Annotated in this window: 20 protein-coding genes; 7 read left to right on the top strand and 13 right to left on the bottom strand. The window is 56.6% G+C overall.

Translation table 11 applies throughout. The features are described from left to right. Positions 1-5 precede the first annotated feature (5 nt). The 4 genes from nadC to hofC all read left to right on the top strand — a co-directional run bounded on the left by nadC (position 6) and on the right by hofC (position 4,092). The gene (gene nadC / locus V1599_RS06600) at positions 6-899 is read left to right on the top strand and encodes a carboxylating nicotinate-nucleotide diphosphorylase (protein WP_112011138.1); all 894 of its coding nucleotides are present in this window, start codon (positions 6-8) and stop codon (positions 897-899) included. 174 nt (positions 900-1,073) lie between these two features. Further along, a complete protein-coding gene (gene ppdD / locus V1599_RS06595) occupies positions 1,074-1,511 on the top strand; it encodes a prepilin peptidase-dependent pilin (RefSeq protein ID WP_297118564.1) in 438 nt (145 codons plus the stop codon). A gap of 12 nt (positions 1,512-1,523) precedes the next feature. After that, positions 1,524-2,906, top strand: coding sequence for a type II secretion system protein GspE (gene gspE / locus V1599_RS06590; protein ID WP_112011136.1), 1,383 nt, complete (start codon positions 1,524-1,526; stop codon positions 2,904-2,906). Beyond that, positions 2,896-4,092, top strand: a complete 1,197-nt coding sequence (hofC, locus tag V1599_RS06585; RefSeq protein ID WP_112011135.1) for a protein transport protein HofC — start codon at positions 2,896-2,898, stop codon at positions 4,090-4,092. Before gspE ends, hofC begins: the two co-directional genes overlap by 11 nt. A 32-nt stretch (positions 4,093-4,124) precedes the next feature. On the opposite strand, the gene V1599_RS06580 is transcribed toward hofC, so the two are convergent. Beyond that, positions 4,125-5,168 (bottom strand): GMP reductase, encoded by a 1,044-nt coding sequence (locus V1599_RS06580; RefSeq protein ID WP_395301228.1) that lies wholly within the window; start codon positions 5,166-5,168, stop codon positions 4,125-4,127. A gap of 228 nt (positions 5,169-5,396) precedes the next feature. On the opposite strand from V1599_RS06580, the gene coaE reads away from it, so the two are divergent. Genes coaE through yacG form a run of 3 tightly spaced genes read left to right on the top strand, consistent with a single transcriptional unit; the run spans position 5,397 to position 6,967 of the window. Beyond that, entirely contained in the window at positions 5,397-6,017 is a 621-nt protein-coding gene (gene coaE / locus V1599_RS06575) for a dephospho-CoA kinase (RefSeq protein ID WP_112011133.1), read from the top strand. After that, positions 6,017-6,760 carry a cell division protein ZapD gene (gene zapD / locus V1599_RS06570; protein ID WP_112011132.1) on the top strand — a complete coding sequence of 248 codons (744 nt, stop codon included), beginning with the start codon at positions 6,017-6,019 and terminating at the stop codon, positions 6,758-6,760. Before coaE ends, zapD begins: the two co-directional genes overlap by 1 nt. Positions 6,761-6,769: 9 nt before the next feature. After that, positions 6,770-6,967 (top strand): DNA gyrase inhibitor YacG, encoded by a 198-nt coding sequence (gene yacG / locus V1599_RS06565; protein WP_112011131.1) that lies wholly within the window; start codon positions 6,770-6,772, stop codon positions 6,965-6,967. Positions 6,968-6,996: 29 nt separating this feature from the next. Here yacG and mutT read toward each other — a convergent pair whose 3' ends face one another. The 12 genes from mutT to murD all read right to left on the bottom strand — a co-directional run bounded on the left by mutT (position 6,997) and on the right by murD (position 21,387). Beyond that, on the bottom strand, positions 6,997-7,389 hold the full coding sequence (mutT, locus tag V1599_RS06560) for an 8-oxo-dGTP diphosphatase MutT (protein WP_297118580.1): 393 nt from the start codon (positions 7,387-7,389) through the stop codon (positions 6,997-6,999). Between the two features lie 57 nt (positions 7,390-7,446). Beyond that, positions 7,447-10,152, bottom strand: coding sequence for a preprotein translocase subunit SecA (secA, locus tag V1599_RS06555; RefSeq protein WP_112011129.1), 2,706 nt, complete (start codon positions 10,150-10,152; stop codon positions 7,447-7,449). Positions 10,153-10,209: 57 nt separating this feature from the next. Then, positions 10,210-10,713 (bottom strand): secA translation cis-regulator SecM, encoded by a 504-nt coding sequence (secM, locus tag V1599_RS06550; RefSeq protein WP_112011128.1) that lies wholly within the window; start codon positions 10,711-10,713, stop codon positions 10,210-10,212. 278 nt (positions 10,714-10,991) lie between these two features. Then, positions 10,992-11,909: a UDP-3-O-acyl-N-acetylglucosamine deacetylase gene (gene lpxC, locus V1599_RS06545; protein ID WP_112011127.1), complete on the bottom strand. Its 918-nt coding sequence runs from the start codon at positions 11,907-11,909 to the stop codon at positions 10,992-10,994. Between the two features lie 101 nt (positions 11,910-12,010). Further along, complete coding sequence (gene ftsZ, locus V1599_RS06540) at positions 12,011-13,162, bottom strand: cell division protein FtsZ (RefSeq protein WP_112011126.1); 1,152 nt, start codon at positions 13,160-13,162, stop codon at positions 12,011-12,013. A gap of 61 nt (positions 13,163-13,223) precedes the next feature. After that, positions 13,224-14,480: a cell division protein FtsA gene (gene ftsA, locus V1599_RS06535; protein ID WP_112011125.1), complete on the bottom strand. Its 1,257-nt coding sequence runs from the start codon at positions 14,478-14,480 to the stop codon at positions 13,224-13,226. Beyond that, positions 14,477-15,319, bottom strand: coding sequence for a cell division protein FtsQ (gene ftsQ, locus V1599_RS06530; RefSeq protein WP_112011124.1), 843 nt, complete (start codon positions 15,317-15,319; stop codon positions 14,477-14,479). Before ftsQ ends, ftsA begins: the two co-directional genes overlap by 4 nt. A gap of 1 nt (position 15,320) precedes the next feature. Further along, positions 15,321-16,241, bottom strand: coding sequence for a D-alanine--D-alanine ligase (locus V1599_RS06525; RefSeq protein ID WP_395301227.1), 921 nt, complete (start codon positions 16,239-16,241; stop codon positions 15,321-15,323). After that, positions 16,234-17,709: a UDP-N-acetylmuramate--L-alanine ligase gene (murC, locus tag V1599_RS06520; RefSeq protein ID WP_112011122.1), complete on the bottom strand. Its 1,476-nt coding sequence runs from the start codon at positions 17,707-17,709 to the stop codon at positions 16,234-16,236. The genes V1599_RS06525 and murC overlap by 8 nt, the downstream gene beginning before the upstream one ends. A gap of 56 nt (positions 17,710-17,765) precedes the next feature. Then, positions 17,766-18,830 carry an undecaprenyldiphospho-muramoylpentapeptide beta-N-acetylglucosaminyltransferase gene (gene murG / locus V1599_RS06515; protein ID WP_395301226.1) on the bottom strand — a complete coding sequence of 355 codons (1,065 nt, stop codon included), beginning with the start codon at positions 18,828-18,830 and terminating at the stop codon, positions 17,766-17,768. After that, the gene (gene ftsW, locus V1599_RS06510; RefSeq protein ID WP_112011120.1) at positions 18,827-20,071 is read right to left on the bottom strand and encodes a cell division protein FtsW; all 1,245 of its coding nucleotides are present in this window, start codon (positions 20,069-20,071) and stop codon (positions 18,827-18,829) included. Before ftsW ends, murG begins: the two co-directional genes overlap by 4 nt. Beyond that, positions 20,071-21,387: a UDP-N-acetylmuramoyl-L-alanine--D-glutamate ligase gene (gene murD, locus V1599_RS06505; RefSeq protein WP_297118606.1), complete on the bottom strand. Its 1,317-nt coding sequence runs from the start codon at positions 21,385-21,387 to the stop codon at positions 20,071-20,073. The genes ftsW and murD overlap by 1 nt, the downstream gene beginning before the upstream one ends.

Below are 21,387 nucleotides of genomic sequence, written 5' to 3'. Positions count from 1 at the left end.
TTATCATGCCGCCTCGCCGCTATAACCCCGACCACCGACGTGACGCGCTTCTGGAACGTATTAACATGGATATCCCGGCAAGCGTTGCCCATGCGCTCAAGGAAGACCTGGGCGGCGACGTCAGCGCCGATAACGATATTACCGCGCAGCTGCTGCCAAAAGAGACGCGCTCGCATGCGGTCATCATAACCCGCGAAGACGGCGTGTTTTGCGGCAAGCGCTGGGTCGAAGAGGTCTTTACCCAGCTTGCGGGTGACGACGTTCAGGTCACCTGGCACGTGGACGATGGCGACGCGGTGGTGGCCAATCAGCCGCTGTTCGAGCTCGATGGCCCGTCCCGCGTGCTGCTGACCGGCGAGCGCACCGCGCTGAACTTTGTGCAGACCCTTTCCGGCGTCGCCAGCGAAGTACGCCGCTATGTTGACCTGCTGGCGGGCACCCGCACGCAGCTTCTGGACACCCGTAAAACGCTGCCGGGCCTGCGCACCGCGCTGAAATATGCGGTGCTGTGCGGCGGCGGGGCCAACCACCGTCTGGGCTTGTCCGACGCTTTCCTGATTAAAGAAAACCACATCATTGCCTCCGGCTCCGTGCGCCAGGCCGTGGAAAAAGCCTTCTGGCTGCATCCGGACGTGCCGGTTGAGGTCGAGGTCGAAAGCCTGGAGGAGCTGGACGAGGCCATCAAAGCCGGCGCCGATATCATCATGCTGGATAACTTCGACGCCGATCGGATGCGCGAGGCGGTAAAACGCACCAATGGCCAGGCGCAGCTGGAGGTGTCCGGCAACGTGACCTTCGACACCATCCGCGAATTCGCCCAAACCGGCGTCGACTACATCTCCGTCGGCGCGCTCACTAAGCACGTGCGCGCCCTGGATCTCTCCATGCGCTTCAAATAATGCCCTTCTCCCCTCTCTGACGGAGAGGGGAAATTCGACACCGCTCGCAGACCCGCCGTTCCCCGCTGCAACGCAGCGTAAAAACGCTGAAAGCGCCTTCACGTTTCTCTTTTTGCTCCTCGTCTGACGTTGTTTCTCCTGCCAGAGTTGCGCCACTTAACCTGAGGAGCAGACATGAACAGACAGCAAGGATTTACGCTTATTGAGCTAATGGTGGTCATCGGCATTATTGCCATTCTGAGCGCTATCGGCATTCCGGCCTACCAGAACTACCTGCGCAAGGCCGCCCTCACCGATATGCTGCAAACCTTCGTACCGTACCGCACGGCGATTGAGCTTTGCGCCCTGGATCACGGCGGCGTAGATCGCTGCGACGGGGGAAGTAACGGCGTCCCGTCACCGACAACCACCCGCTATGTGTCAGGAATGAGCGTGGCAAAAGGCGTAGTGGCATTGACCGGCCAGGAAAGTCTGAACGGGCTTGAGGTCGTGATGACGCCCCAGTGGAACAATGGCAACGGCATGACGGGCTGGACGCGCGTTTGCAACATCAGCAGCGACGGTGCGCTCAGGCAGGCGTGTGAAGAAGTCTTCCGTTTCGACAACAACTGACGGAGGCAGACAATGAATGTTGAACAACTGACCGCCCTCTGCCAGCGTCACCATGCCCTGCTGCTGAACAGCAGCAGCGAAACAATCGACATCGCGGTGGTGGGCAGCCCTGCGGCAGAGCTGATGGAAGCATTACGGTTCGCGACTCAAAAACGCATTGATATCGAGTGCTGGAACGCCGAAAGAATGGAAAAACACCTGCAAATGATGGCGCAATCGCAGCTTCCGGCTGCTGTGGCGCCGCATTCGGCAGTTGATATTTTAAACCACACGCTGCTGCAGGCAATAAAGCAGCGCGCATCGGATATTCATATTGAGCCAGACGAACAGGCGTGCCAGATTCGCCTGCGGATCGACGGCGTGCTCTGCCCGCAGCCCCCGCTCGCCAGCGCGCTGGCGACGATGCTCATTGCCCGCTTAAAAGTGCTGGGCAACCTTGATATTGCGGAACGCCGTTTGCCCCAGGACGGGCAGTTCACGGTTGAGCTGGCGAACGAGCCGGTCTCTTTTCGCATCGCCACGCTTCCCTGCAACGGCGGCGAGAAAATCGTGCTGCGCCTGCTTCATCAGGTCCAGCAGGCGCTGGACACCACCCAGCTAGGGATGAGCGCCGAACAGCATGCCTGCTTTACGGAAATGCTCCAGAAACCGCAGGGGCTGATTCTGGTCACGGGCCCCACCGGAAGCGGTAAAACCGTCACGCTTTACAGCGCGCTTCAGGCGCGAAATAAGCCTGACGTGAATATTTGCAGCGTCGAAGATCCTGTCGAAATACCTCTATCAGGATTGAACCAGACGCAAATCAACCCGCGCGCCGGCCTCACCTTTCAGAGCGTGCTGCGCGCGCTGCTGCGCCAGGACCCGGACATCATCATGGTGGGGGAAATTCGCGACGGTGAAACGGCAGAAATTGCGATCAATGCCGCGCAGACCGGCCACCTTGTCCTGTCGACGCTGCATACCAACTCCACGGCAGAAACCCTCGTTCGCCTTCAGCAGATGGGGGTCGCCCGCTGGACGATCTCATCGGCACTCTCGCTGGTGGTTGCCCAAAGACTGGTTCGGCGCCTTTGTCCCCACTGTCGACAGAAAACACAGTATCAGTCCGAGCTGCCGCGCGCGCTCTGGCCGCGGCCTCTTCCCCGCTGGCAGGCCGTCGGTTGCGATCGTTGCTATCATGGTTTTTACGGCCGCCAGGCGATTTTCGAGGTGCTGAATATCGACAGCACGCTTCGGCAGGCCATTGCCACCGGCGCGGCGATTGAGGTAATAAAAGCCAGCGCCCGGCAGGCGGGGATGCTCTCTTTATTTGAACATGGCTGCATGGCCGTCGAGCAGGGGCTTACCACATTCGAAGAGCTGCTGCGCGTTCTGGAGATGCCCGATGAAGGCTAATCGGCTCTGGCGCTGGAGGGCGATTTCCTCCGAAGGGGGAGCGCGGCGCGGTATGCTCTGGGCGGCTAACCGTGAAGAGGCCTATTCCGCATTAATGAAAAAAGGCTTAAACCCGCTGGCGCTCGGCAGATGTTCACACCTTCCACGCTGGCAGCCGCACCACTGCTGCGAGGTTTTCCGCCAGCTGGCGACGCTACTGCAGGCGGGCCTGATGCTGACGGAAAGCCTGGAGATGCAGGCGCGTCAACACCCCTTACCCCACTGGCAGGCGTTACTACAGCGCCTGGCCGATGACCTGCGTGAAGGATGCTCCTTTTCGGATGCATTAGGGAAATGGCCCGCGACCTTCAGCCCGCTTTATGTCTCATTGGTGAAAACCGGCGAGCTGACGGGAAAGCTGGAGACGTGCTGCCGCCAGCTTGCGCTGCAGCAAAAGAACCAACAGCGGCTTCGCGCGAAGGTGAAGAAGGCGTTGCGCTATCCGCTCATCATTCTTGGCCTGGCCGCCGGCGTGGTGCTGGCGATGGTCACGCTGGTCCTCCCGGAATTCGCGGCAATCTACAAAACGTTCAATACGCCGCTACCCGCGCTGACGCAGGCCGTTATGGGCTTTGCGGCATTTATCCAGGACTATGCCTTTGCGCTTTTTGTCATGCTGTTTCTATCCGGTTTTACCCTCTATGGCCTGCGGCAACGGCCACGCTGGCAGCGGCTGGCTCAGCGTATGCTGCTGCGGTTGCCGGTCATGGGCGCGCTGGCGCGAGGCCAGAAACTAGGGCAAATCTTTACCGTGCTGTCGTTGACGCAGCAGGCCGGCATTCCCTTTCTGCAGGGGCTGGTCAGCGCAGAAGAAACGGTTGATAGCCTGTATTGGCGAGAAAAACTTGGTGACGTGTATAGGCATATTGAAGGAGGTGCTCCCGTCTGGTCATCCTTTCAGAAAGCCAGCGTTTTCACGCCGCTCTGCATTCAGCTGATTCAAACCGGTGAAGCATCGGGCGCGCTGGACGTTATGCTGGAGAATCTTGCTCGTCATCATATGGATCAGACATTTGAGCAGGCAGACGGCCTGGCCGCCGTGCTTGAACCTCTGCTGCTCATCGTGACGGGCGTGATAATCGGTACGCTGGTTGTGGCGATGTATCTGCCTATTTTCCATCTGGGGGATGCGATGAGCGCGGGGTAGCGCTGGCGCACGGGCATGCGCCAGCGAAAGCGTTACAGGCTATTGAATACGCGGTTTTCCTGCTCCTGAACGCGGATAAACGTCGTACGCTTAGTCAGCTCTTTCAGGCGGGAGGCGCCAACGTAGGTACAGGCGGAACGCAGGCCGCCGAGGATATCCAGCGCGGTATTCGCAACCGGGCCGCGCAGAGGCAGCTTTACGGTTTTGCCTTCTGCCGCACGGTATTTCGCTACGCCACCCACGTGACGGGTCATCGCGGATTCTGAGCTCATACCGTAGAACAGCATGAACTTCTCGCCGTTCTCTTCCACTACGGTACCGCCGCTCTCTTCATGGCCCGCGAGCATACCGCCCAGCATCACGAAATCTGCGCCGCCGCCAAAGGCTTTTGCCACGTCGCCCGGCGTTGTGCAGCCGCCGTCGCTGATAATCTGCCCGCCCAGGCCGTGAGCCGCATCGGCACACTCAATAACGGCAGACAGCTGTGGATAACCCACGCCGGTTTTCACGCGCGTGGTGCAGACGGAGCCCGGACCAATGCCGACTTTTACGATATCCGCACCGGAGAGGATCAGCTCTTCACACATCTCACCGGTCACCACGTTGCCCGCGATGATGGTTTTGGTCGGCCATGCTTCGCGCGCCTTGCTGACGAACTGCACGAAGTGTTCGGAATAACCATTCGCCACGTCAATGCACACAAAGTTCAGCGCAGGATTCGCGTTCAGGATCTGTTTGGTTTTTTCGAAATCGGCGTCAGACGTGCCGGTAGAGACCATCACATGCTTAATGACGTCATCCGATGCGGACACGACGAATGCACTCCACTCTTCGGCGCTGTAGTGCTTATGCACCGCAGTCAGTACGTCGAATTTTGCCAGCGCTGAAGCCATCCCGAACGTGCCCACGGTATCCATGTTGGCTGCGATAATCGGTACGCCAGACCAGGACTGACCGGAGTGTTTAAAGGTGAACTGACGTTCGAGTTCAACGTCTGAGCGGCTTTTCAGCGTAGAGCGTTTAGGGCGGATAAGAACGTCTTTGAAACCTAACTTCAGATCTTCTTCGATACGCATGTGCGGATTCCTGGGGTTAGAGGCAAATAAAGTAAAAGCACAACTCCAGTGACGCTATCATACGCACTAATACCTGCTCCGCAAGACTGCGAAATTCTCTTTTTTTACGCTACAATCCTATAAATTTACCTGGTAAAAAGCAGGTAAAGAGAGCTTAACATGCGCTGTTGTAAGTTTGTTTTTTAAGCAACTGATTTTAATAATGAATAATTCCCAGGATTTGATGTAATGGGGTATATCGTCGCGTTAACCGGCGGCATCGGTAGTGGCAAAAGCACCGTTGCGGACGCATTTTATCGTCTCGGCATCACCATAGTTGATGCAGATGTCATTGCCCGTCAGGTGGTAGAGCCGCATACACCTGCACTCCAGGCTATCGAAGCGCATTTCGGCCATACCATCCTGAATGACGATGGGACGCTCAACCGCCGTCGTCTGCGCGAATACATTTTTTCTGATTCTTCTGAAAAAGACTGGCTCAATTCGCTGCTCCACCCCATTATCCACCAGGAAACTCAGCGTCAGATTGCCGCCTCAACCTCTCCCTATTGTTTATGGGTGGTTCCGCTGCTGGTTGAAAATCAGCTGCACGGAAAAGCGAACAGAGTTCTGGTAATCGATGTTTCTCCCGAAACGCAGATCCGGCGAACGATGGCGCGCGATGGCGTTTCACGCGAACATGCTGAACAAATTCTTGCCGCCCAGGCCACGCGCGACGCGCGCCTTGCCGTGGCGGATGATGTTATTGATAACAACGGCGCACCAGATGCCATTGCATCGGATGTTGCCCGCCTGCACGAGCAGTATCTGACGTTCGCCGCGCAGGCCGTTGCACAGGAAAAACCCTAATGTCTACTCATATTCTTTTTGAGCACCCGCTGAATGAAAAAATGCGTACCTGGCTGCGCATTGAGTTTCTCATTCAACAGCTTTCAGAGCATCTGCCGGTACACGATCATGCCACGGCGCTGCATTTTTTCCGCAACGTTGGCGATCTGCTGGATGTGGTTGAGCGCGGCGACGTTCGCACCGAACTGCTGAAAGAGCTGGAACGCCAGCAGCGTAAATTACAGGCCTGGGCCGAAGTGCCGGGCGTTGACCAGAGCCGTATCGACGCTCTGCGTCAGCAGCTCAAAAACAGCAGCGCTATTCTGATGGCCGCGCCGCGCGTGGGGCAGTTTTTACGAGAAGATCGTTTGATTGGCCTGGTGCGCCAGCGTCTGAGCATCCCAGGCGGCTGCTGTAGCTTCGATCTTCCAACGTTGCATATGTGGCTTCATATGCCGCAGGCCCAGCGTGATGCGCAGGTTGACGGCTGGATGGCGAGCCTGGAACCGGTAAATCAGGCCTTAACGCTCATTCTAGATCTCGTTCGAAACTCGGCCCCTTTCCGCAAGCAAACCAGCCTGAACGGATTTTACCAGGACAACGGGGATGATGCCGATCTGCTGCGCCTGAACCTGTCCCTCGACGAACAGCTGTATCCGCAGATTTCCGGGCATAAGAGCCGCTTCGCGATTCGCTTTATGCCGCTGGACAGCGAAAATGGCACCGTGCCGGAACGCCTCGATTTTGAACTGGCCTGTTGTTAAGGAGCGCCGATGTCTGACATAACCACCGTAAGCTGCCCTACCTGTGGGAAAACCGTTGTCTGGGGGGAAGTGAGTCCGTTTCGCCCATTCTGCAGCAAGCGCTGCCAGCTGATTGACCTTGGCGAATGGGCGGCGGAAGAGAAACGCATTCCCAGCGAAGGCGATCTTTCCGACAGCGATGACTGGAGCGAAGAGCAGCAGCGCTAGCCTAAAAAGCCAGCCGCCGCTTCGCAGGCCTACAGGTTGCCCGTCAGCCGAGTGATGACGGGCGCATTTGCTGGAGGGAATTTTTCAGCGTCGCTCTCCTGTAGCTCAACCCAGTTTCCCGGCTGCCCCTCTTTCCCCCAGGGCTCTCCTTCCCAACTTTCGACCAGCCAGAACCAGAGCGTGATATGCCGATCCGGAAACTGATACTCAAGCTTATCAAAAAGCGTGGCGCCCAGCGGCGTGATACCCACCTCTTCCTGAAGCTCACGCGCTAGCGCCTGTTCCGGCGTTTCACCTGCCTCGATTTTCCCGCCGGGAAACTCCCATTTGTTCGCCATATGGGCATCGGCGGCGCGCTGGGTGATAAAGATTTGGTTTTGCGGGTTGCGAATAATCCCGACTGAAATTTGCAGTGTTTTCATTGTGTCACTTCCATAAAAAAGGCGCAGATATCTGCGCCTTTTCATTTTTATATGAACTTAGTTCAGACGGCCGTGGCACGCCTTATATTTTTTACCGGAACCGCAAGGGCACGGATCGTTGCGTCCCACTTTACGTTCGCCGGTTTGCGCCGCGATCGCCGCCGCCGCTTCACTTTCTTCCGTCTGGTGGCTCAGCTGCTGCATCTGCGCCAGACGCTCGGCTTCTTCACGACGCTGCTGCTCCATCGCTTCCACCTCTTCCGGCATGCGTACCTGAACTTTGCTCAGGGTGCTGATCACTTCGTACTTCAGCGACTCCAGCATAGCGGCAAACATAGAGAAGGATTCGCGCTTGTACTCCTGCTTCGGATCTTTCTGCGCGTAGCCGCGCAGGTGGATACCCTGGCGCAGGTAGTCCATGGCCGCCAGATGCTCTTTCCACAGGGAGTCCAGCGTTTGCAGCATCACGCCTTTTTCGAAGTGACGCATCATCTCAGCGCCAACCACTTCTTCCTTACGCTTGTACACTTCCAGCGCGTGCTCAAAGATACGCTCACGCAGAGTTTCTTCGTGCAGTTCTGGCTCTTTGTCCAGCCACTCTTTGATCGGCAGCTCGAGGTCGAAGTCGTTTTTCAGACGCTCCTGCAGGCCTTCAATATCCCACATCTCTTCCAGAGACTGCGGTGGAATATGCGCGTCGATCGTTGCTTTAAACACGTCCTCGCGGATGCTGTTGATGGTTTCGCTTACGTCGGACACGTCCAGCAGTTCGTTACGCTGGGTATAGATCGCACGACGCTGATCGTTCGCCACGTCATCATATTCCAGCAGCTGCTTACGAATATCGAAGTTGCGGCTTTCCACTTTGCGCTGGGCGTTGGCAATCGCCTTGGTTACCCACGGGTGTTCGATCGCTTCGCCAGGCTTCATGCCCAGTTTACGCATCATGCCGGAGACGCGGTCAGAGGCGAAAATACGCATCAGCGCATCTTCCATAGACAGATAGAAGCGAGAAGAACCGGCATCCCCCTGACGACCCGCACGACCACGCAGCTGATTATCGATACGGCGAGATTCGTGACGTTCGGTACCGATGATATGCAAGCCGCCTGAAGCCAGAACGGCATCGTGACGCACCTGCCAGTCGGCTTTGATCTGCGCGATCTGCTCTGGCGTTGGGTTTTCCAGCTCGGCGACTTCCGCCTGCCAGCTACCGCCAAGCATGATGTCGGTACCACGACCCGCCATGTTGGTGGCGATTGTTACCGCCCCCGGATAGCCCGCCTGCGCAACAATATCCGCCTCTTTGGCGTGGAATTTGGCGTTCAGCACGTTGTGCTTGATGCCCGCTTTCGTCAACTCATTGGAAACCACTTCAGATTTTTCAATCGAGATGGTACCCACCAGAACGGGCTGGCCGTTCGCGGTACGCTCACGAATGTCTTCAATGATTGCCTGGATTTTTTCCGCTTCCGTCATGTACACCAGATCCGCCATATCCTTACGGATCATTGGGCGGTTGGTCGGCACGACCACGGTGTCCAGCTTGTAGATAGAGCTAAACTCAAACGCTTCGGTATCGGCGGTACCGGTCATCCCCGCAAGCTTCTCGTACAGACGGAAGTAGTTCTGGAAGGTGATGGACGCCAGCGTTTGGTTTTCGTTTTGAATATCAACGCCTTCTTTGGCTTCAACCGCCTGGTGCAGGCCATCGGACCAGCGGCGACCCTGCATGGTACGACCGGTATGTTCATCAACGATGATCACTTCGCCGTCTTTTACGATGTAGTCAACGTCACGGGTGAACAGCGCATGCGCGCGCAGTGCGGCAGTCACGTGGTGCATCAGCATAATGTTGCCTGGAGAGTACAGCGACTCGCCCTCTTCCATAATGCCTTCAGCTACAAGCAGCTCTTCGATTTTCACCAGACCGCGTTCGGTCAGGTTAACCTGGCGCGCTTTTTCATCCACGGAGAAGTGGCCTTCGCCCTGGAAAGTATCGGAGTCTTCTTTCTCCTGGCGCAGCAGGTGCGGAATGATTTTATCGACTTTGCGGTACATCTCGGAGCTGTCTTCAGCCGGACCGGAGATGATCAGCGGGGTACGGGCTTCATCGATCAGAATGGAGTCCACCTCATCCACCAGCGCATAGTGCAGCTTACGCTGTACGCGCTCTTCAGGGCTGAACGCCATGTTGTCACGGAGGTAGTCAAAGCCGTATTCGTTGTTGGTACCGTAGGTGATATCCGCGTTGTACGCTTCACGCTTGGCCGGCGCAGGCAGACCAGACATGTTGATGCCGACGGTCAGGCCGAGGAACTCAAACAGCGGGCGGTTATTTTCGGCGTCACGCTGCGCGAGGTAGTCGTTGACGGTAACAACGTGAACGCCCTTACCGGTCAGCGCGTTCAGGTAAGCAGGCAGGGTCGCCGTCAGCGTTTTACCTTCACCCGTACGCATCTCCGCGATGCAGCGCTCGTTAAGCACCATACCGCCCAGCAGCTGCACGTCGAAGTGACGCATGCCAAAAACGCGTTTACTGGCTTCACGCACTACCGCGAAAGCTTCAGGGATCAGGCTTTCTAAGGTCTCCCCTTTTTCAAGACGCGCGCGGAACTCAACCGTTTTTGCTTTGAGCTCGTCATCAGAGAGCTTTTCCATCGCCGGTTCCATACCATTGATGACAGCAACAGCTTTGCGCATGCGGCGCAGGGTACGATCGTTACGACTACCGAAAACTTTTGTTAATAATTTGATTAGCATAATAAATTCTCAAACGCCCCAGTTGGGCAGATAAATTAAGGTATTGAAAAAGTTAATTTAGCTGAGGCGTGTAGGCCCGGCGCGAATGCCATGAGCCTGGCTAATCCACGTAGAGACAGAGAATGCTGCCGGGGAAACAAATGCCGTTTGCGTCGGCTGGCGAACGGAGACCGGCGGCTGGCCGTCCTGAGTGAGCAGCGCATTCAGCGTGTCCAGCAGCGCAAGATGATGGGCCTGAACCGGGAGCGTTTCTTCAGCAACAGGCACCGTCTGAGGTGCCATCGCGAAAGAGAGATGGCGGATAACCGTGCGGATGGCATGTTGCTGCCAGTAATCGACGGAGAAATTCGGACGACGGCTGGCTTCAAGCCACGCGAGATTAGTGAAATTAACCCGCGTTGAGAAATCGTGTTTGGTGGTGGAGGTGTTGGCAGGCGTCGCCGCCTCGGCACTGTTGCTGAGCACAGGCAAGCCGAAGCTCGCCGCGACCATCCCTAATAAGAGATGCGGCCAGAAGTAACGTCTGCCAAATTGTCGCCAGCGCGTCAGTATTCCGCTCACTTGCTCCACCAGATAAGCCAGCCTTAGTAAGGCTGAGTTTGATTATTCTTTTTTAGCGCCAAGATAGTACCACTAAAGCCACTCTACAGCAGCAGGAATGACGATTAACAGCGGGGAAAAACGGTCAAGAATGCAGCTAACGCGCAGATTTTCTACGCCGTAGACATCACGAAAGACGCTGAGATAGAAATCAAAGGGTAAAAATAAAAACGACCGGCCTCCCTGGCCGGAGAGAGTACCAGGTAAACCAGTCGTTTTTTACGAAACGGCTTAAACCGTTACGCCAGGACCGTGCTCGGTGCTTTGAATGCCAGCGGCAGTTCAGCTTCGTCTTCGAAGGTCACATATTCCCAAGCTTCCTGTTTTGCCAGGACTGCCTGCAACAGCTTGTTGTTCAGCGCATGACCGGATTTAAACGCGGTAAATGCACCAATGATATTGTGACCACACATAAACAGATCGCCGATTGCATCCAGCATTTTGTGACGAACGAATTCATCTTCAAAACGCAGGCCGTCTTCGTTCAGTACGCGATAATCGTCAACAACGATGGCACAATCGAAGCTGCCGCCCAGGCAAAGGCCGCGGGACTGCAGATATTCAATATCACGCATGAAACCAAAAGTACGGGCACGACTGATCTGGCGCATAAACGCATCAGCAGAGAAGTTCATCGCATAGCGTTGGGTGCTGGCATCAATCGCCGGATGGTTAAAGTCGATGGTAAAGTCCAACGAGAAACCATTGTACGGTTTAAATTCAGCCCACTTGTCGCCATCTTCGACGCGAACGGTCTCTTTGATGCGAACAAATTTCTTCGCGCAGTTCAGTTCTTCGATGCCGGCATCCAGCAACAGATAGACGAACGGTGCAGCACTGCCATCCATGATCGGGATTTCTGGCGCATCGACTTCAACAACGATGTTGTCGATACCCAGCCCCGCCAGGGCGGCGTTAAGGTGCTCTACGGTAGAAATCCGCACGTCATGCTCGTTCACCAGGCAAGTACAGAGCATAGTATCACGCACAGATTTTGCATCGGCCGGAAAATCTACCGGTGGATTCAAGTCGGTGCGACGATAGATGACCCCGGTATTGGCCGGCGCAGGGCGTAACGTCAGTGTGACTTTCTTGCCGGTATGTAAACCGACGCCAGTCGCCTGAACGATACGTTTAAGTGTCCTTTGTTTGATCATCGTATAATCTCGCCAAATTAACTATCCAACCGAGAGTGTATCTCACTAACGGTGGGCCAGTTTAGCACAAAGAGCGAAAATCCCCAAATTCCAGTCAATTCTTAGTCAGCTTGCTTACGCAGGAACGCTGGAATGTCCAGATAATCCGGCTCTTTCGCGGTTTGTGGCGTGGTATCGTTCACCACTTTCGCAGCTGGTTTTTGCTCTTGAGTCAGCGGAGCCATACCGTGCTGCTGGAAACGATCCATCACCGGCTGCTGAGCCTGCTTGTTGGTCACCAGCGTGATCTCAGGACGCTTGTCCATGCCGATACCGGTAGCAACAACCGTGACGCGCAGCTCGTCGTTCATTTCCGGGTCAAGGGATGTACCGATAACCACGGTCGCGTTGTCGGACGCGAACGCACGGATGGTGTTACCCACAGTTTCAAATTCGTCCAGACGCAGGTCAAAGCCAGCGGTGATGTTGACCAGCACGCCGCGCGCACCGGACAGGTCGATATCTTCCAGCAGTGGAGAAGAGATCGCCATTTCAGCGGCTTCTTCTGCACGGTCTTCACCGCTTGCCACGCCGGAGCCCATCATCGCGTAGCCCATTTCGGACATCACGGTGCGAACGTCTGCAAAGTCAACGTTCATCAGGCCTGGACGGGTAATCAGTTCAGCGATGCCCTGAACCGCGCCTTTCAGCACGTCGTTCGCCGCGCCAAACGCATCCAGCAGGGAGATACCGCGTCCCAATACCTTCAGCAGCTTGTCGTTCGGAATGGTAATCAGAGAGTCCACATGCTTGGACAGCTCGGTGATACCCTGCTCCGCGAAAGCCATACGCTTCTTGCCTTCAAAGTTGAAAGGCTTGGTCACGACGGCAACGGTCAGAATACCTAAATCTTTAGCCACTTCTGCCACAACAGGCGCTGCACCGGTACCAGTACCGCCGCCCATGCCCGCTGCGATGAAGACCATGTCAGCGCCGTCCAGCGCTGCGCGCAGGGCTTCACGATCTTCTTCAGCCGCATTGCGGCCGACTTCCGGGTTAGCGCCTGCGCCCAGACCTTTGGTGATACCGCCACCGATCTGAATCGTCTGGCCTACGGCCGTTTTACGCAGTGCCTGTGCATCGGTGTTTACCGCGAAAAATTCAACGCCTTCAATGCGCTCGCGCACCATATGCTCTACGGCGTTGCCGCCGCCGCCACCGACGCCGATGACTTTAATCACCGCGTCGTTGGTTAATTCCATTGGTTCAAACATAGTTTCTCTCCGTTGTGCCTGTCGCCCGAGACCGTTAATTCTCTCCGGTCTCTTAAAAAAATTAAAACTCTTTTCGCAACCAGGTGTTCAGTCGTTTGACCCACGACCCCACCGAGACGCGTTTTTCCACTTCTGCTTCACCACTCAAATGGGACTCTTTCCCGTAGTGGAGCAGGCCCACAGCCGTTGAGTAATACGGCTCCTGGGCATAATCCGTTAAACCGGTAATATTCAGCGGTGCACCAATACGCACCTGCGTATGGAACACCCGCTGAGCGCAGGCCGCAAGCCCTTCAATTTGCGCTGCCCCGCCGGTTAATACAATCCCCGCCGCGAGATGATGTTTCACACCCTGCTGGCGAAGCTGTTCCTGTAACTGCAAAATCTCTTCGTTGACCAGGTTAAGCAGCTCGGTGTAACGCGGCTCAATCACCTCAGCCAGCGTCTGACGCTGCAGGCTGCGCGGCGGACGACCGCCCACGCTTGGCACTTCCACGCTCTCATCTTTACCGACGATAGAGCCCAGTGCGCAGCCGTGACGGACCTTAATCGCCTCTGCATCGCTCGGTGGCGTACCAAAGGCGTAGGCAATGTCGCTGGTCACAACGTTCCCTGCATAAGGGATCACTTTGGTGTGGCGCAGCGCACCGCCGGTATACACGGCGATATCCATTGTACCACCACCTATATCGACCACACAGACGCCCAGTTCACGTTCGTCTTCGGTCAACACCGAGTAGCTGGCGGCCAGCCCTGCAAAAATAAGTTGGTCAACTTTCAGGCCACAACGTTCAACGGCTTTTACAATGTTCTTCGCCATATCGTTGTGACATGTGATCAGGTGCACTTTTGCCTGCATACGCACGCCGGAAAGACCGACCGGGTTTTTAATCCCTTCCTGATAATCGATCGCATATTCCTGCGGGATAACGTGCAGCACGCGGTGCTCATCGCGCACGCGGACGGATTTCGCGGTGTGAACCACGTTCTCAACGTCTTCCTGCGTCACTTCTTCTTCTGAAATGGGCACCATGCCAATTTCGTTCTGGCAGCTAATGTGCTTTCCAGAAAGGGCCAGATAGACAGATGAAATCTGGCAATCTGCCATCAGTTCAGCCTGATCGATAGCGCGCTGTACGCATTTCACCACCGATTCAAGGTCGTTAACCCCACCTTTATCCATACCACGGGACGGGCAGCTGCCCACGCCAATGATATTGACCATACCGTCGGGCAGAACTTCCCCTACTAAAGCGGCAACCTTCGCGGTGCCAATCTCCAGTCCAACTACCAGTTTTCTGTCCGTCGCCTTGATCATCGTTGTTCTGCCTGTACCTGTGCCTGATTCTGTTGCTGATTAGGTTCCTCGACCGGAGCCGGCTCCCAACCGACTGCTGCGCCTGAGTCATAGCGCAAATCAACATAGCTTATCCGTTTGCCGTCCGTTTGGGCCTGTTGCTGTAGAACCGGGTAGAGTTCAACAAAACGTGCCAGACGCTTCATGGTGTCGCCGCGGCCAAGATTGAGCTTAATGCCGTTCGTTAACGTTAACTGCCACGAGCGGCGCGCCGTCATCGCAGCATCCTTCAGCGTAAAACGATCCTTAGCCAGCACCTGCCCCATGTCGCGAAAACCCTGCAACACTTCATTTTCACTACCTTCCGGGCCATACAACATCGGTAAATTTTGCTTGTTGACGCGATCGGATGGGACGCTGAACGAATTTCCGTCTACGTCAACCATGTGCTGATCATTCCAACGCGCAATGGGCACATATTCAACCAGATGAATCTTCAATTCATCAGGCCATTGCTTTCTTACGCTCGCCTGTTTTATCCATGGCAGACGTTCAATCTGGCTCTGGATAATGTTCACGTCCTGGGTCATAAAGGTGCCAGGCGACCCAAGTGCCAGAATCGACTGGCGAATATCGTCATTACGCGTGTAATGGCGCTCCCCCGTCACCACCAGCTTCGAGAGCGGTAAACGCTGCGCGTCTTCCATCCAGCCCAGCACCATCCAGCCGCTGATAAACACGGTAAACAGCACGCCCAGAAGGAAAATAATCCCTGCAAGACGCGTTCCATTACTCCGCCGCGAAGAAGAATAGTCTTCCTCATCATCACGGTTGCGCGTGTTCAATGCAGCCTGCGACATATCAGCCCGCCTGGTCCAGAATACGTACAACTAACTGCGAGAAGCTCATCCCAGCCTGACGCGCGGCCATTGGCACAAGGCTATGGCTGGTCATGCCTGGAGACGTATTCGCTTCCAGCAAATAAAATTGCCCATCACCGTCGAGCATCACATCAATGCGCCCCCAGCCACGGCAGCCCAAAATATTCCAGGCTTTAAGCACCAGGGACTGTAAATCTGCTTCACGTTCTGCTTCAAGACCACTTGGGCAGAAATATTGCGTCTCATCAGAGAGATACTTCGCCTCATAATCATAGAAGACGCCAGCGGGTTGAATGCGAATTGACGGTAAAATTTCTTCACCCAGCATGGCTACGGTAAATTCCGGCCCGCTCAGCCATTTTTCGATCAGAACTTCTTCATCATGTTGAAATGCCAGTTTTAACGCATCTGCCAATTTGCCAGCTTCGTCAACTTTGGACATTCCAACGCTCGACCCTTCGCGGCTCGGCTTAACAATAACCGGAAGGCCCAGCTCTGCAATGCGCGTATTAACGCTATCAGAGAGGCCTAATTCACATTCGCGGCGCGTCAGCGCAACCCACGGCGCAACCGGCAATCCAGCGCCCTGCCACAGCAGCTTGCTGCGCAGTTTATCCATCGAGATCGCCGACGCCATCACGCCGCTGCCGGTATACGGCATGCCGATCAGCTCCAGCAGCCCTTGCAGGGTACCGTCTTCACCACCGCGTCCGTGCAGCGCAATAAAGGCTTTATCGAAGCCCATCGCTTTGAGCTGCGTAACATCGACCTCTTTTGGATCGACCGGGTGTGCGTCTACGCCACCTTCACGCAGGCCAGCCAGAACGGCAGCGCCGGAATTGAGTGAAACCTCACGCTCGGCGGAGGTGCCGCCAAACAGGACAGCAATCTTATCAGCCATGATGCTCGTCCTCCTGGGTTTGCGGCTTCAGTTTGATTTCGGCTAAGGTACGGGCGATTTTGCCGATATTTCCCGCACCCTGAATGAGCACCAGATCGTTCCCCGTCAGGACCGGCGCGAGGATTTCGGCCACCTCTGCGGGGTCCGAAACCAAAATAGGGTCTACTTTACCGCGTCCCCGAATGGTTCGACACAGAGAACGACTGTCCGCGCCCGGAATCGGAGTTTCGCCCGCTGAATAAACATCCAGCATTAGCAGCGTATCAACCTGTGACAGCACGCTCGCGAAGTCGTCATACAGATCGCGAGTACGGGTATAACGGTGCGGCTGGAAAATCATCACCAGATTTTTTTCCGGCCAGCCCGCGCGCGCCGCCTTAATGGTGGCGTCGACTTCCGTTGGGTGGTGACCGTAGTCATCTACCAGCATGGCCGTTCCCGGCTTGCCGTTTACCGACTCCAGCGGATATTCGCCGAGGAAGTCAAAACGACGGCCCGTGCCCTGGAAGCTTTCCAGCGCGCGCAGAATGGCGTCGTCGTCGATGCCTTCTTCCGTTGCGACCGCAACGGCCGCCGCCGCATTGAGGGCGTTGTGGCGCCCAGGCGCGTTAAGCGTGACGTGAAGCAGCTCTTTGTCCTGACGCGCCAGGGTGAAATGCCCCTGCGCGCCCAGTTGTTTGTAATCCTCCACGCGAACGTCGGCATCTTCACTGAAGCCGTACGTCGTAATTTGACGCCCAACGCGCGGCAACAGCTCACGGATCACCGGGTCGTCTACGCACATGACCGCACGACCATAAAACGGCAGGTTGTGCAGGAAATTAATAAAGGTCTGTTTTAAATTTTCGAAGTCGCCCTGGTAGGTATCCATGTGGTCGGCTTCGATGTTGGTGACGATCGCCACCATCGGCTGCAGGTGAAGGAACGACGCGTCGCTCTCATCCGCTTCCGCAATAAGGTAACGGCTGTGGCCCAGGCGGGCGTGAACGCCCGCTGCTTTTACCAGACCACCGTTAACGAAGGTTGGGTCCAGGCCCGCTTCGGCGTAAATGCTGGACACCATCGCCGTGGTCGTGGTTTTACCGTGCGTCCCCGCAACGGCAATACCGTGGCGAAAGCGCATCAGCTCTGCCAGCATTTCAGCGCGGCGGATGACCGGAATACGCGCTTCATGCGCGGCAACAATTTCCGGGTTATCAGAGGAGATAGCGCTTGAAACCACCACCACGCTCGCGTCGCTCACGTTTTCCGGACGGTGGTTGAAATAGATAGTCGCCCCAAGCGACGCCAGCTGCTGCGTAACAGGGTTGGGGGCCAGATCGGAACCACTGATCTGGTAACCTTCGTTCGCCAACACTTCGGCAATACCGCCCATGCCAGCACCGCCAATGCCGACAAAGTGAATGTGCCGGACGCGACGCATCTCGGGCACGATTGAACGCAGTTTTGCCAGTTGTTGTGTATTCATTCTCTAAACGCCATCGACTACTTAAAATTCGTGCAGCGCAACACGCGCTGCGAGGGTTAAGCCCGTGCTGCCAGGCTCACTTCTTTTGCCACCCGTTCCGTCGCATCGGGAATGGCCGTTGCGCGCGCGCGCACGGCCATCTCCAGCAATGTTTCACGGTTCCAGCCCGCCAGGGTGGTGGCGACCGCCTCAGCGGTAAACTGCGGCTGTTCAAAAATTTTTGCGGCGCCAGCCTGTTCAAGCGGCAGCGCATTCCAGTACTGCTGGCGGTCTTTGTGCTGGAAAGGCACAAACACCGCGGGTAAACCCGCAGCGGCGATTTCGCTCACCGTCAGCGCGCCGGAGCGACACACCACGACGTCGGCCCAGGCGTAAGCTGCGGCCATGTCGTCGATAAATTCCGTCACCTTGTGCTGCGGCTGGCCCGCCTCGGCGTAGCCCTGCTCAACCATCTGCTGCGCGCCTTTCCCGCTCTGGTGCCAGATAGTTACCGCGCTACCCAGCTTTGCGGCAGCCTGAGGCATCGTCAGGTTTAAGACGCGCGCCCCCTGGGAACCGCCAACGACCAGCACGCGGACCGGCCCTTCACGACCGCTCAGACGCTCTTCAGGCAGCGGAAGTGCCAGCACGTCCACGCGAACCGGGTTGCCTACCACGTCCGCTTTCGGAAATGCGCCCGGGAATGCCTGCAGGACCTTGGTGGCTATTTTCGCCAGCCATTTGTTAGTCAACCCGGCTATACCGTTCTGCTCGTGCAGCACAACGGGAATACCCAAAGACCACGCGGCAAGCCCGCCTGGCCCAGAAACATAGCCACCCATACCCAGCACAACGTCAGGCTTAAAGCGCTTCATGATCGCGCGGGCCTGGCGCCAGGCATTGAAAATACGGACGGGAGCCAAAAACAGCGCCTTAGCGCCTTTGCCCCGCAGGCCGGAAATGCGGATAAAGTCGATCTCAATCCCGTGCTTCGGTACCAGGTCGGCTTCCATACGGTCCGCGGTTCCGAGCCAGCGTACCTGCCAGCCCTGCTCCATCAAATGGTGCGCAACCGCCAGCCCCGGGAACACGTGTCCGCCGGTACCGCCTGCCATCACCATTAACCGCTTCGGTTGATTCATCGTGAACCTCGCGTAAACGCCTGGGCTTTCTCCAGACGCGTCTCATAATCTATGCGTAACAAAAACATAATGGCCGTCGACATAATCAACAGGCTCGAACCACCATAGCTGATCAGCGGCAACGTCAGGCCTTTGGTCGGCAGCATACCTGCTGCGGCCCCAACGTTAACCAGCGCCTGGAAGCTAAACCAGATACCAATTGAGCAGGCTAAGAAACCTGAGAAGCGGTGATCGATCTCCAGCGCTTTACGGCCAATCGACATGGCGCGGAAAGCGACGAAGAATACCATTAAAAGCGCCAATACCACACCGATATAACCCAGTTCTTCCCCAATGATGGAGAAGATAAAGTCGGTATGTGCCTCGGGTAAATACTCCAGTTTTTGGACGGAGTTACCCAGCCCTTGTCCCCAGAGTTCGCCGCGGCCAAACGCCATCAGCGACTGCGTCAGCTGATAACCGCTGCCGAAGGGGTCTTCCCACGGGTTCCAGAAGGAGGTAACGCGTCGAATACGATACGGTTCGGCGAGGATCAGCAGAACAACCGCCGAAATCCCCATCCCGATAATCGCGATGAACTGCCACAGCTTCGCCCCGGCGAGGAACAGCATGGCCAGCGTGGTCACGAACAGTACCACAACGGTACCAAGGTCAGGCTGCGCCAGGAGCAAAATAGCCAGCACCAGAATCACGCCCATCGGCTTCAGGAAGCCGCGCAGGTTGTTTCGCACTTCATCCACCTTGCGCACCAGGTAGTTGGCCAGGTAGCAGAACAGCGACAGCTTGGTAAACTCCGCGGGCTGTATGCGCAGCGGACCAAACGCGATCCAGCGCGATGCCCCGTTAACGGAGCTACCGACGACCAGCACGATAAGCAGCATGATGATGGACGCAATCAGCATCGCCGTACTGTGGCGCTGCCAGAACGTCATCGGCAGGCGCAGGGTAATCAGCGCCAGGCAGAACGCCAGAATGATGTACAGGCCATCGCGTTTGGCAAACAGGAACGGATCGTTGGCAAGACGCTGCCCAACGGGCATTGATGCCGACGTCACCATAATAAAACCAATCGCCGCCAGCCCCAGCGTCAGCCAGAACAACATGCGGTCGTACATGATCAGGCTGTCGGAATCTTTCTCCCGCGACGCCATTACCCAGCCTTTAAGCGCCGCAAACAGCCACGCCAGGATGCCAAATCCTGGCAGGCGCGGCATTCTCAGGCGAGGGAAAGATAAACGCATCAGCCTAACTCCTTCGCCAGGCGGGTAAAGACATCGCCACGCTGTTCGAAATTTTTAAACTGATCGAGGCTTGCGCATGCCGGTGAGAGCAGCACCATATCGCCCTGCTTCACGCGCGGCGCAATCAGGCGCATCGCCTGCTCCATCGTTTCGGTTTGCTCAGAAACGTCAGGGCGCAGCGCGGCCAGTTCGCTTCCATCGCGGCCGAAGCAGTACAGGCGAACGTTATCCCCGGCGAGATACTGTTTCAGAGAGGAGAAGTCAGCTGATTTGCCGTCGCCGCCCAGCAGCAGGTGCAGCGTGCCGTCAACGTGCAGGCCGTTCAGCGCGGCTTCGGTGCTGCCGACGTTCGTCGCCTTGGAGTCGTTAATCCAGCGTACGCCGTTGTGTTCCAGCGCCAGCTGGAAGCGGTGAGCCAGGCCGGTAAAGGTGGTCAGCGCCTGAAGGCTCGACGAGCGCGGCAGGCCAACGGCATCCGCCAGCGCCAGCGCCGCCAGGGCATTGGTGTAGTTATGCTGGCCGGAAAGCTTCATCTCCTTCACGTTCAGCACTTTTTCGCCCTTCACGCGCAGCCAGGTCTCGCCCTGCTGGCGGTTCAGGTGGTAGTCACCCATGGTGATGCCAAAGCTGATGCAGCGCTCGTCCGCGCCGCGTACCGGCATGGTCAAAGCATCATCGGCATTCACCACGCATACTTTGGCGTTTTCATAGACGCGCAGCTTAGCGGCACGGTACTGCTGAAGGCCAAACGGATATCTGTCCATATGATCTTCGGTCACGTTCAGGATCGTCGCCGCCGCGGCTCGCAGGCTGGAAGTTGTTTCCAACTGGAAGCTTGAAAGCTCGAGAACGTAGAGCTCGCAGCCTTTATCCAGCAGCATCAGGGCCGGGAGACCGATATTTCCGCCGACGCCAACGTTCATGCCCGCCGCTTTGGCCATCTCGCCCACCAGCGTGGTGACGGTGCTTTTTCCGTTAGAACCGGTGATGGCGATAACCGGCGCCTGCGCCTCGCGGCAAAACAGCTCGATATCGCCAACAATTTCAACGCCCGCATCCGCTGCCGCGCTTAATGAAGGATGTGCCAGCGCCATGCCCGGGCTAGCAACAATCAGATCGGCGGCCAGCAGCCAGTCATCATTCAGACCACCAAGGTGGCGTTCAACCTGCTCCGGCAGCGTGTCCAGACCCGGCGGAGAGACACGCGTGTCCATCACGCGCGGCGTGACGCCACGCGCAAGGAAAAAGTCCACGCAGGAAAGGCCGGTCAGGCCTAACCCGATGATAACGACTTTTTTACCCTGGTAATCTGCCAT

It is taken from the genome of Enterobacter sp. ECC-175, assembly GCF_043968675.1.
In the GTDB taxonomy this organism is placed as follows: Bacteria; Pseudomonadota; Gammaproteobacteria; order Enterobacterales; family Enterobacteriaceae; genus Enterobacter.
This window is presented reverse-complemented; position numbering and strand designations above follow the sequence as displayed.

Excerpts from the sequence above, each read along its gene's own strand:
- coaE (WP_112011133.1), top strand. The coding sequence starts at position 5,397 with ATGGGGTATATCGTCGCGTTAACCGGCGGCATCGGTAGTGGCAAAAGC.
- lpxC (WP_112011127.1), bottom strand. The coding sequence starts at position 11,909 with ATGATCAAACAAAGGACACTTAAACGTATCGTTCAGGCGACTGGCGTC.
- mutT (WP_297118580.1), bottom strand. The coding sequence starts at position 7,389 with ATGAAAACACTGCAAATTTCAGTCGGGATTATTCGCAACCCGCAAAAC.
- secA (WP_112011129.1), bottom strand. The coding sequence starts at position 10,152 with ATGCTAATCAAATTATTAACAAAAGTTTTCGGTAGTCGTAACGATCGT.
- zapD (WP_112011132.1), top strand. The coding sequence starts at position 6,017 with ATGTCTACTCATATTCTTTTTGAGCACCCGCTGAATGAAAAAATGCGT.
- V1599_RS06525 (WP_395301227.1), bottom strand. The coding sequence starts at position 16,241 with ATGGCTGATAAGATTGCTGTCCTGTTTGGCGGCACCTCCGCCGAGCGT.
- murD (WP_297118606.1), bottom strand. The coding sequence starts at position 21,387 with ATGGCAGATTACCAGGGTAAAAAAGTCGTTATCATCGGGTTAGGCCTG.
- ftsA (WP_112011125.1), bottom strand. The coding sequence starts at position 14,480 with ATGATCAAGGCGACGGACAGAAAACTGGTAGTTGGACTGGAGATTGGC.
- murG (WP_395301226.1), bottom strand. The coding sequence starts at position 18,830 with ATGAATCAACCGAAGCGGTTAATGGTGATGGCAGGCGGTACCGGCGGA.
- yacG (WP_112011131.1), top strand. The coding sequence starts at position 6,770 with ATGTCTGACATAACCACCGTAAGCTGCCCTACCTGTGGGAAAACCGTT.
- gspE (WP_112011136.1), top strand. The coding sequence starts at position 1,524 with ATGAATGTTGAACAACTGACCGCCCTCTGCCAGCGTCACCATGCCCTG.
- murC (WP_112011122.1), bottom strand. The coding sequence starts at position 17,709 with ATGAATACACAACAACTGGCAAAACTGCGTTCAATCGTGCCCGAGATG.
- hofC (WP_112011135.1), top strand. The coding sequence starts at position 2,896 with ATGAAGGCTAATCGGCTCTGGCGCTGGAGGGCGATTTCCTCCGAAGGG.
- ftsQ (WP_112011124.1), bottom strand. The coding sequence starts at position 15,319 with ATGTCGCAGGCTGCATTGAACACGCGCAACCGTGATGATGAGGAAGAC.
- ftsW (WP_112011120.1), bottom strand. The coding sequence starts at position 20,071 with ATGCGTTTATCTTTCCCTCGCCTGAGAATGCCGCGCCTGCCAGGATTT.
- V1599_RS06580 (WP_395301228.1), bottom strand. The coding sequence starts at position 5,168 with ATGCGTATCGAAGAAGATCTGAAGTTAGGTTTCAAAGACGTTCTTATC.
- nadC (WP_112011138.1), top strand. The coding sequence starts at position 6 with ATGCCGCCTCGCCGCTATAACCCCGACCACCGACGTGACGCGCTTCTG.
- ppdD (WP_297118564.1), top strand. The coding sequence starts at position 1,074 with ATGAACAGACAGCAAGGATTTACGCTTATTGAGCTAATGGTGGTCATC.
- ftsZ (WP_112011126.1), bottom strand. The coding sequence starts at position 13,162 with ATGTTTGAACCAATGGAATTAACCAACGACGCGGTGATTAAAGTCATC.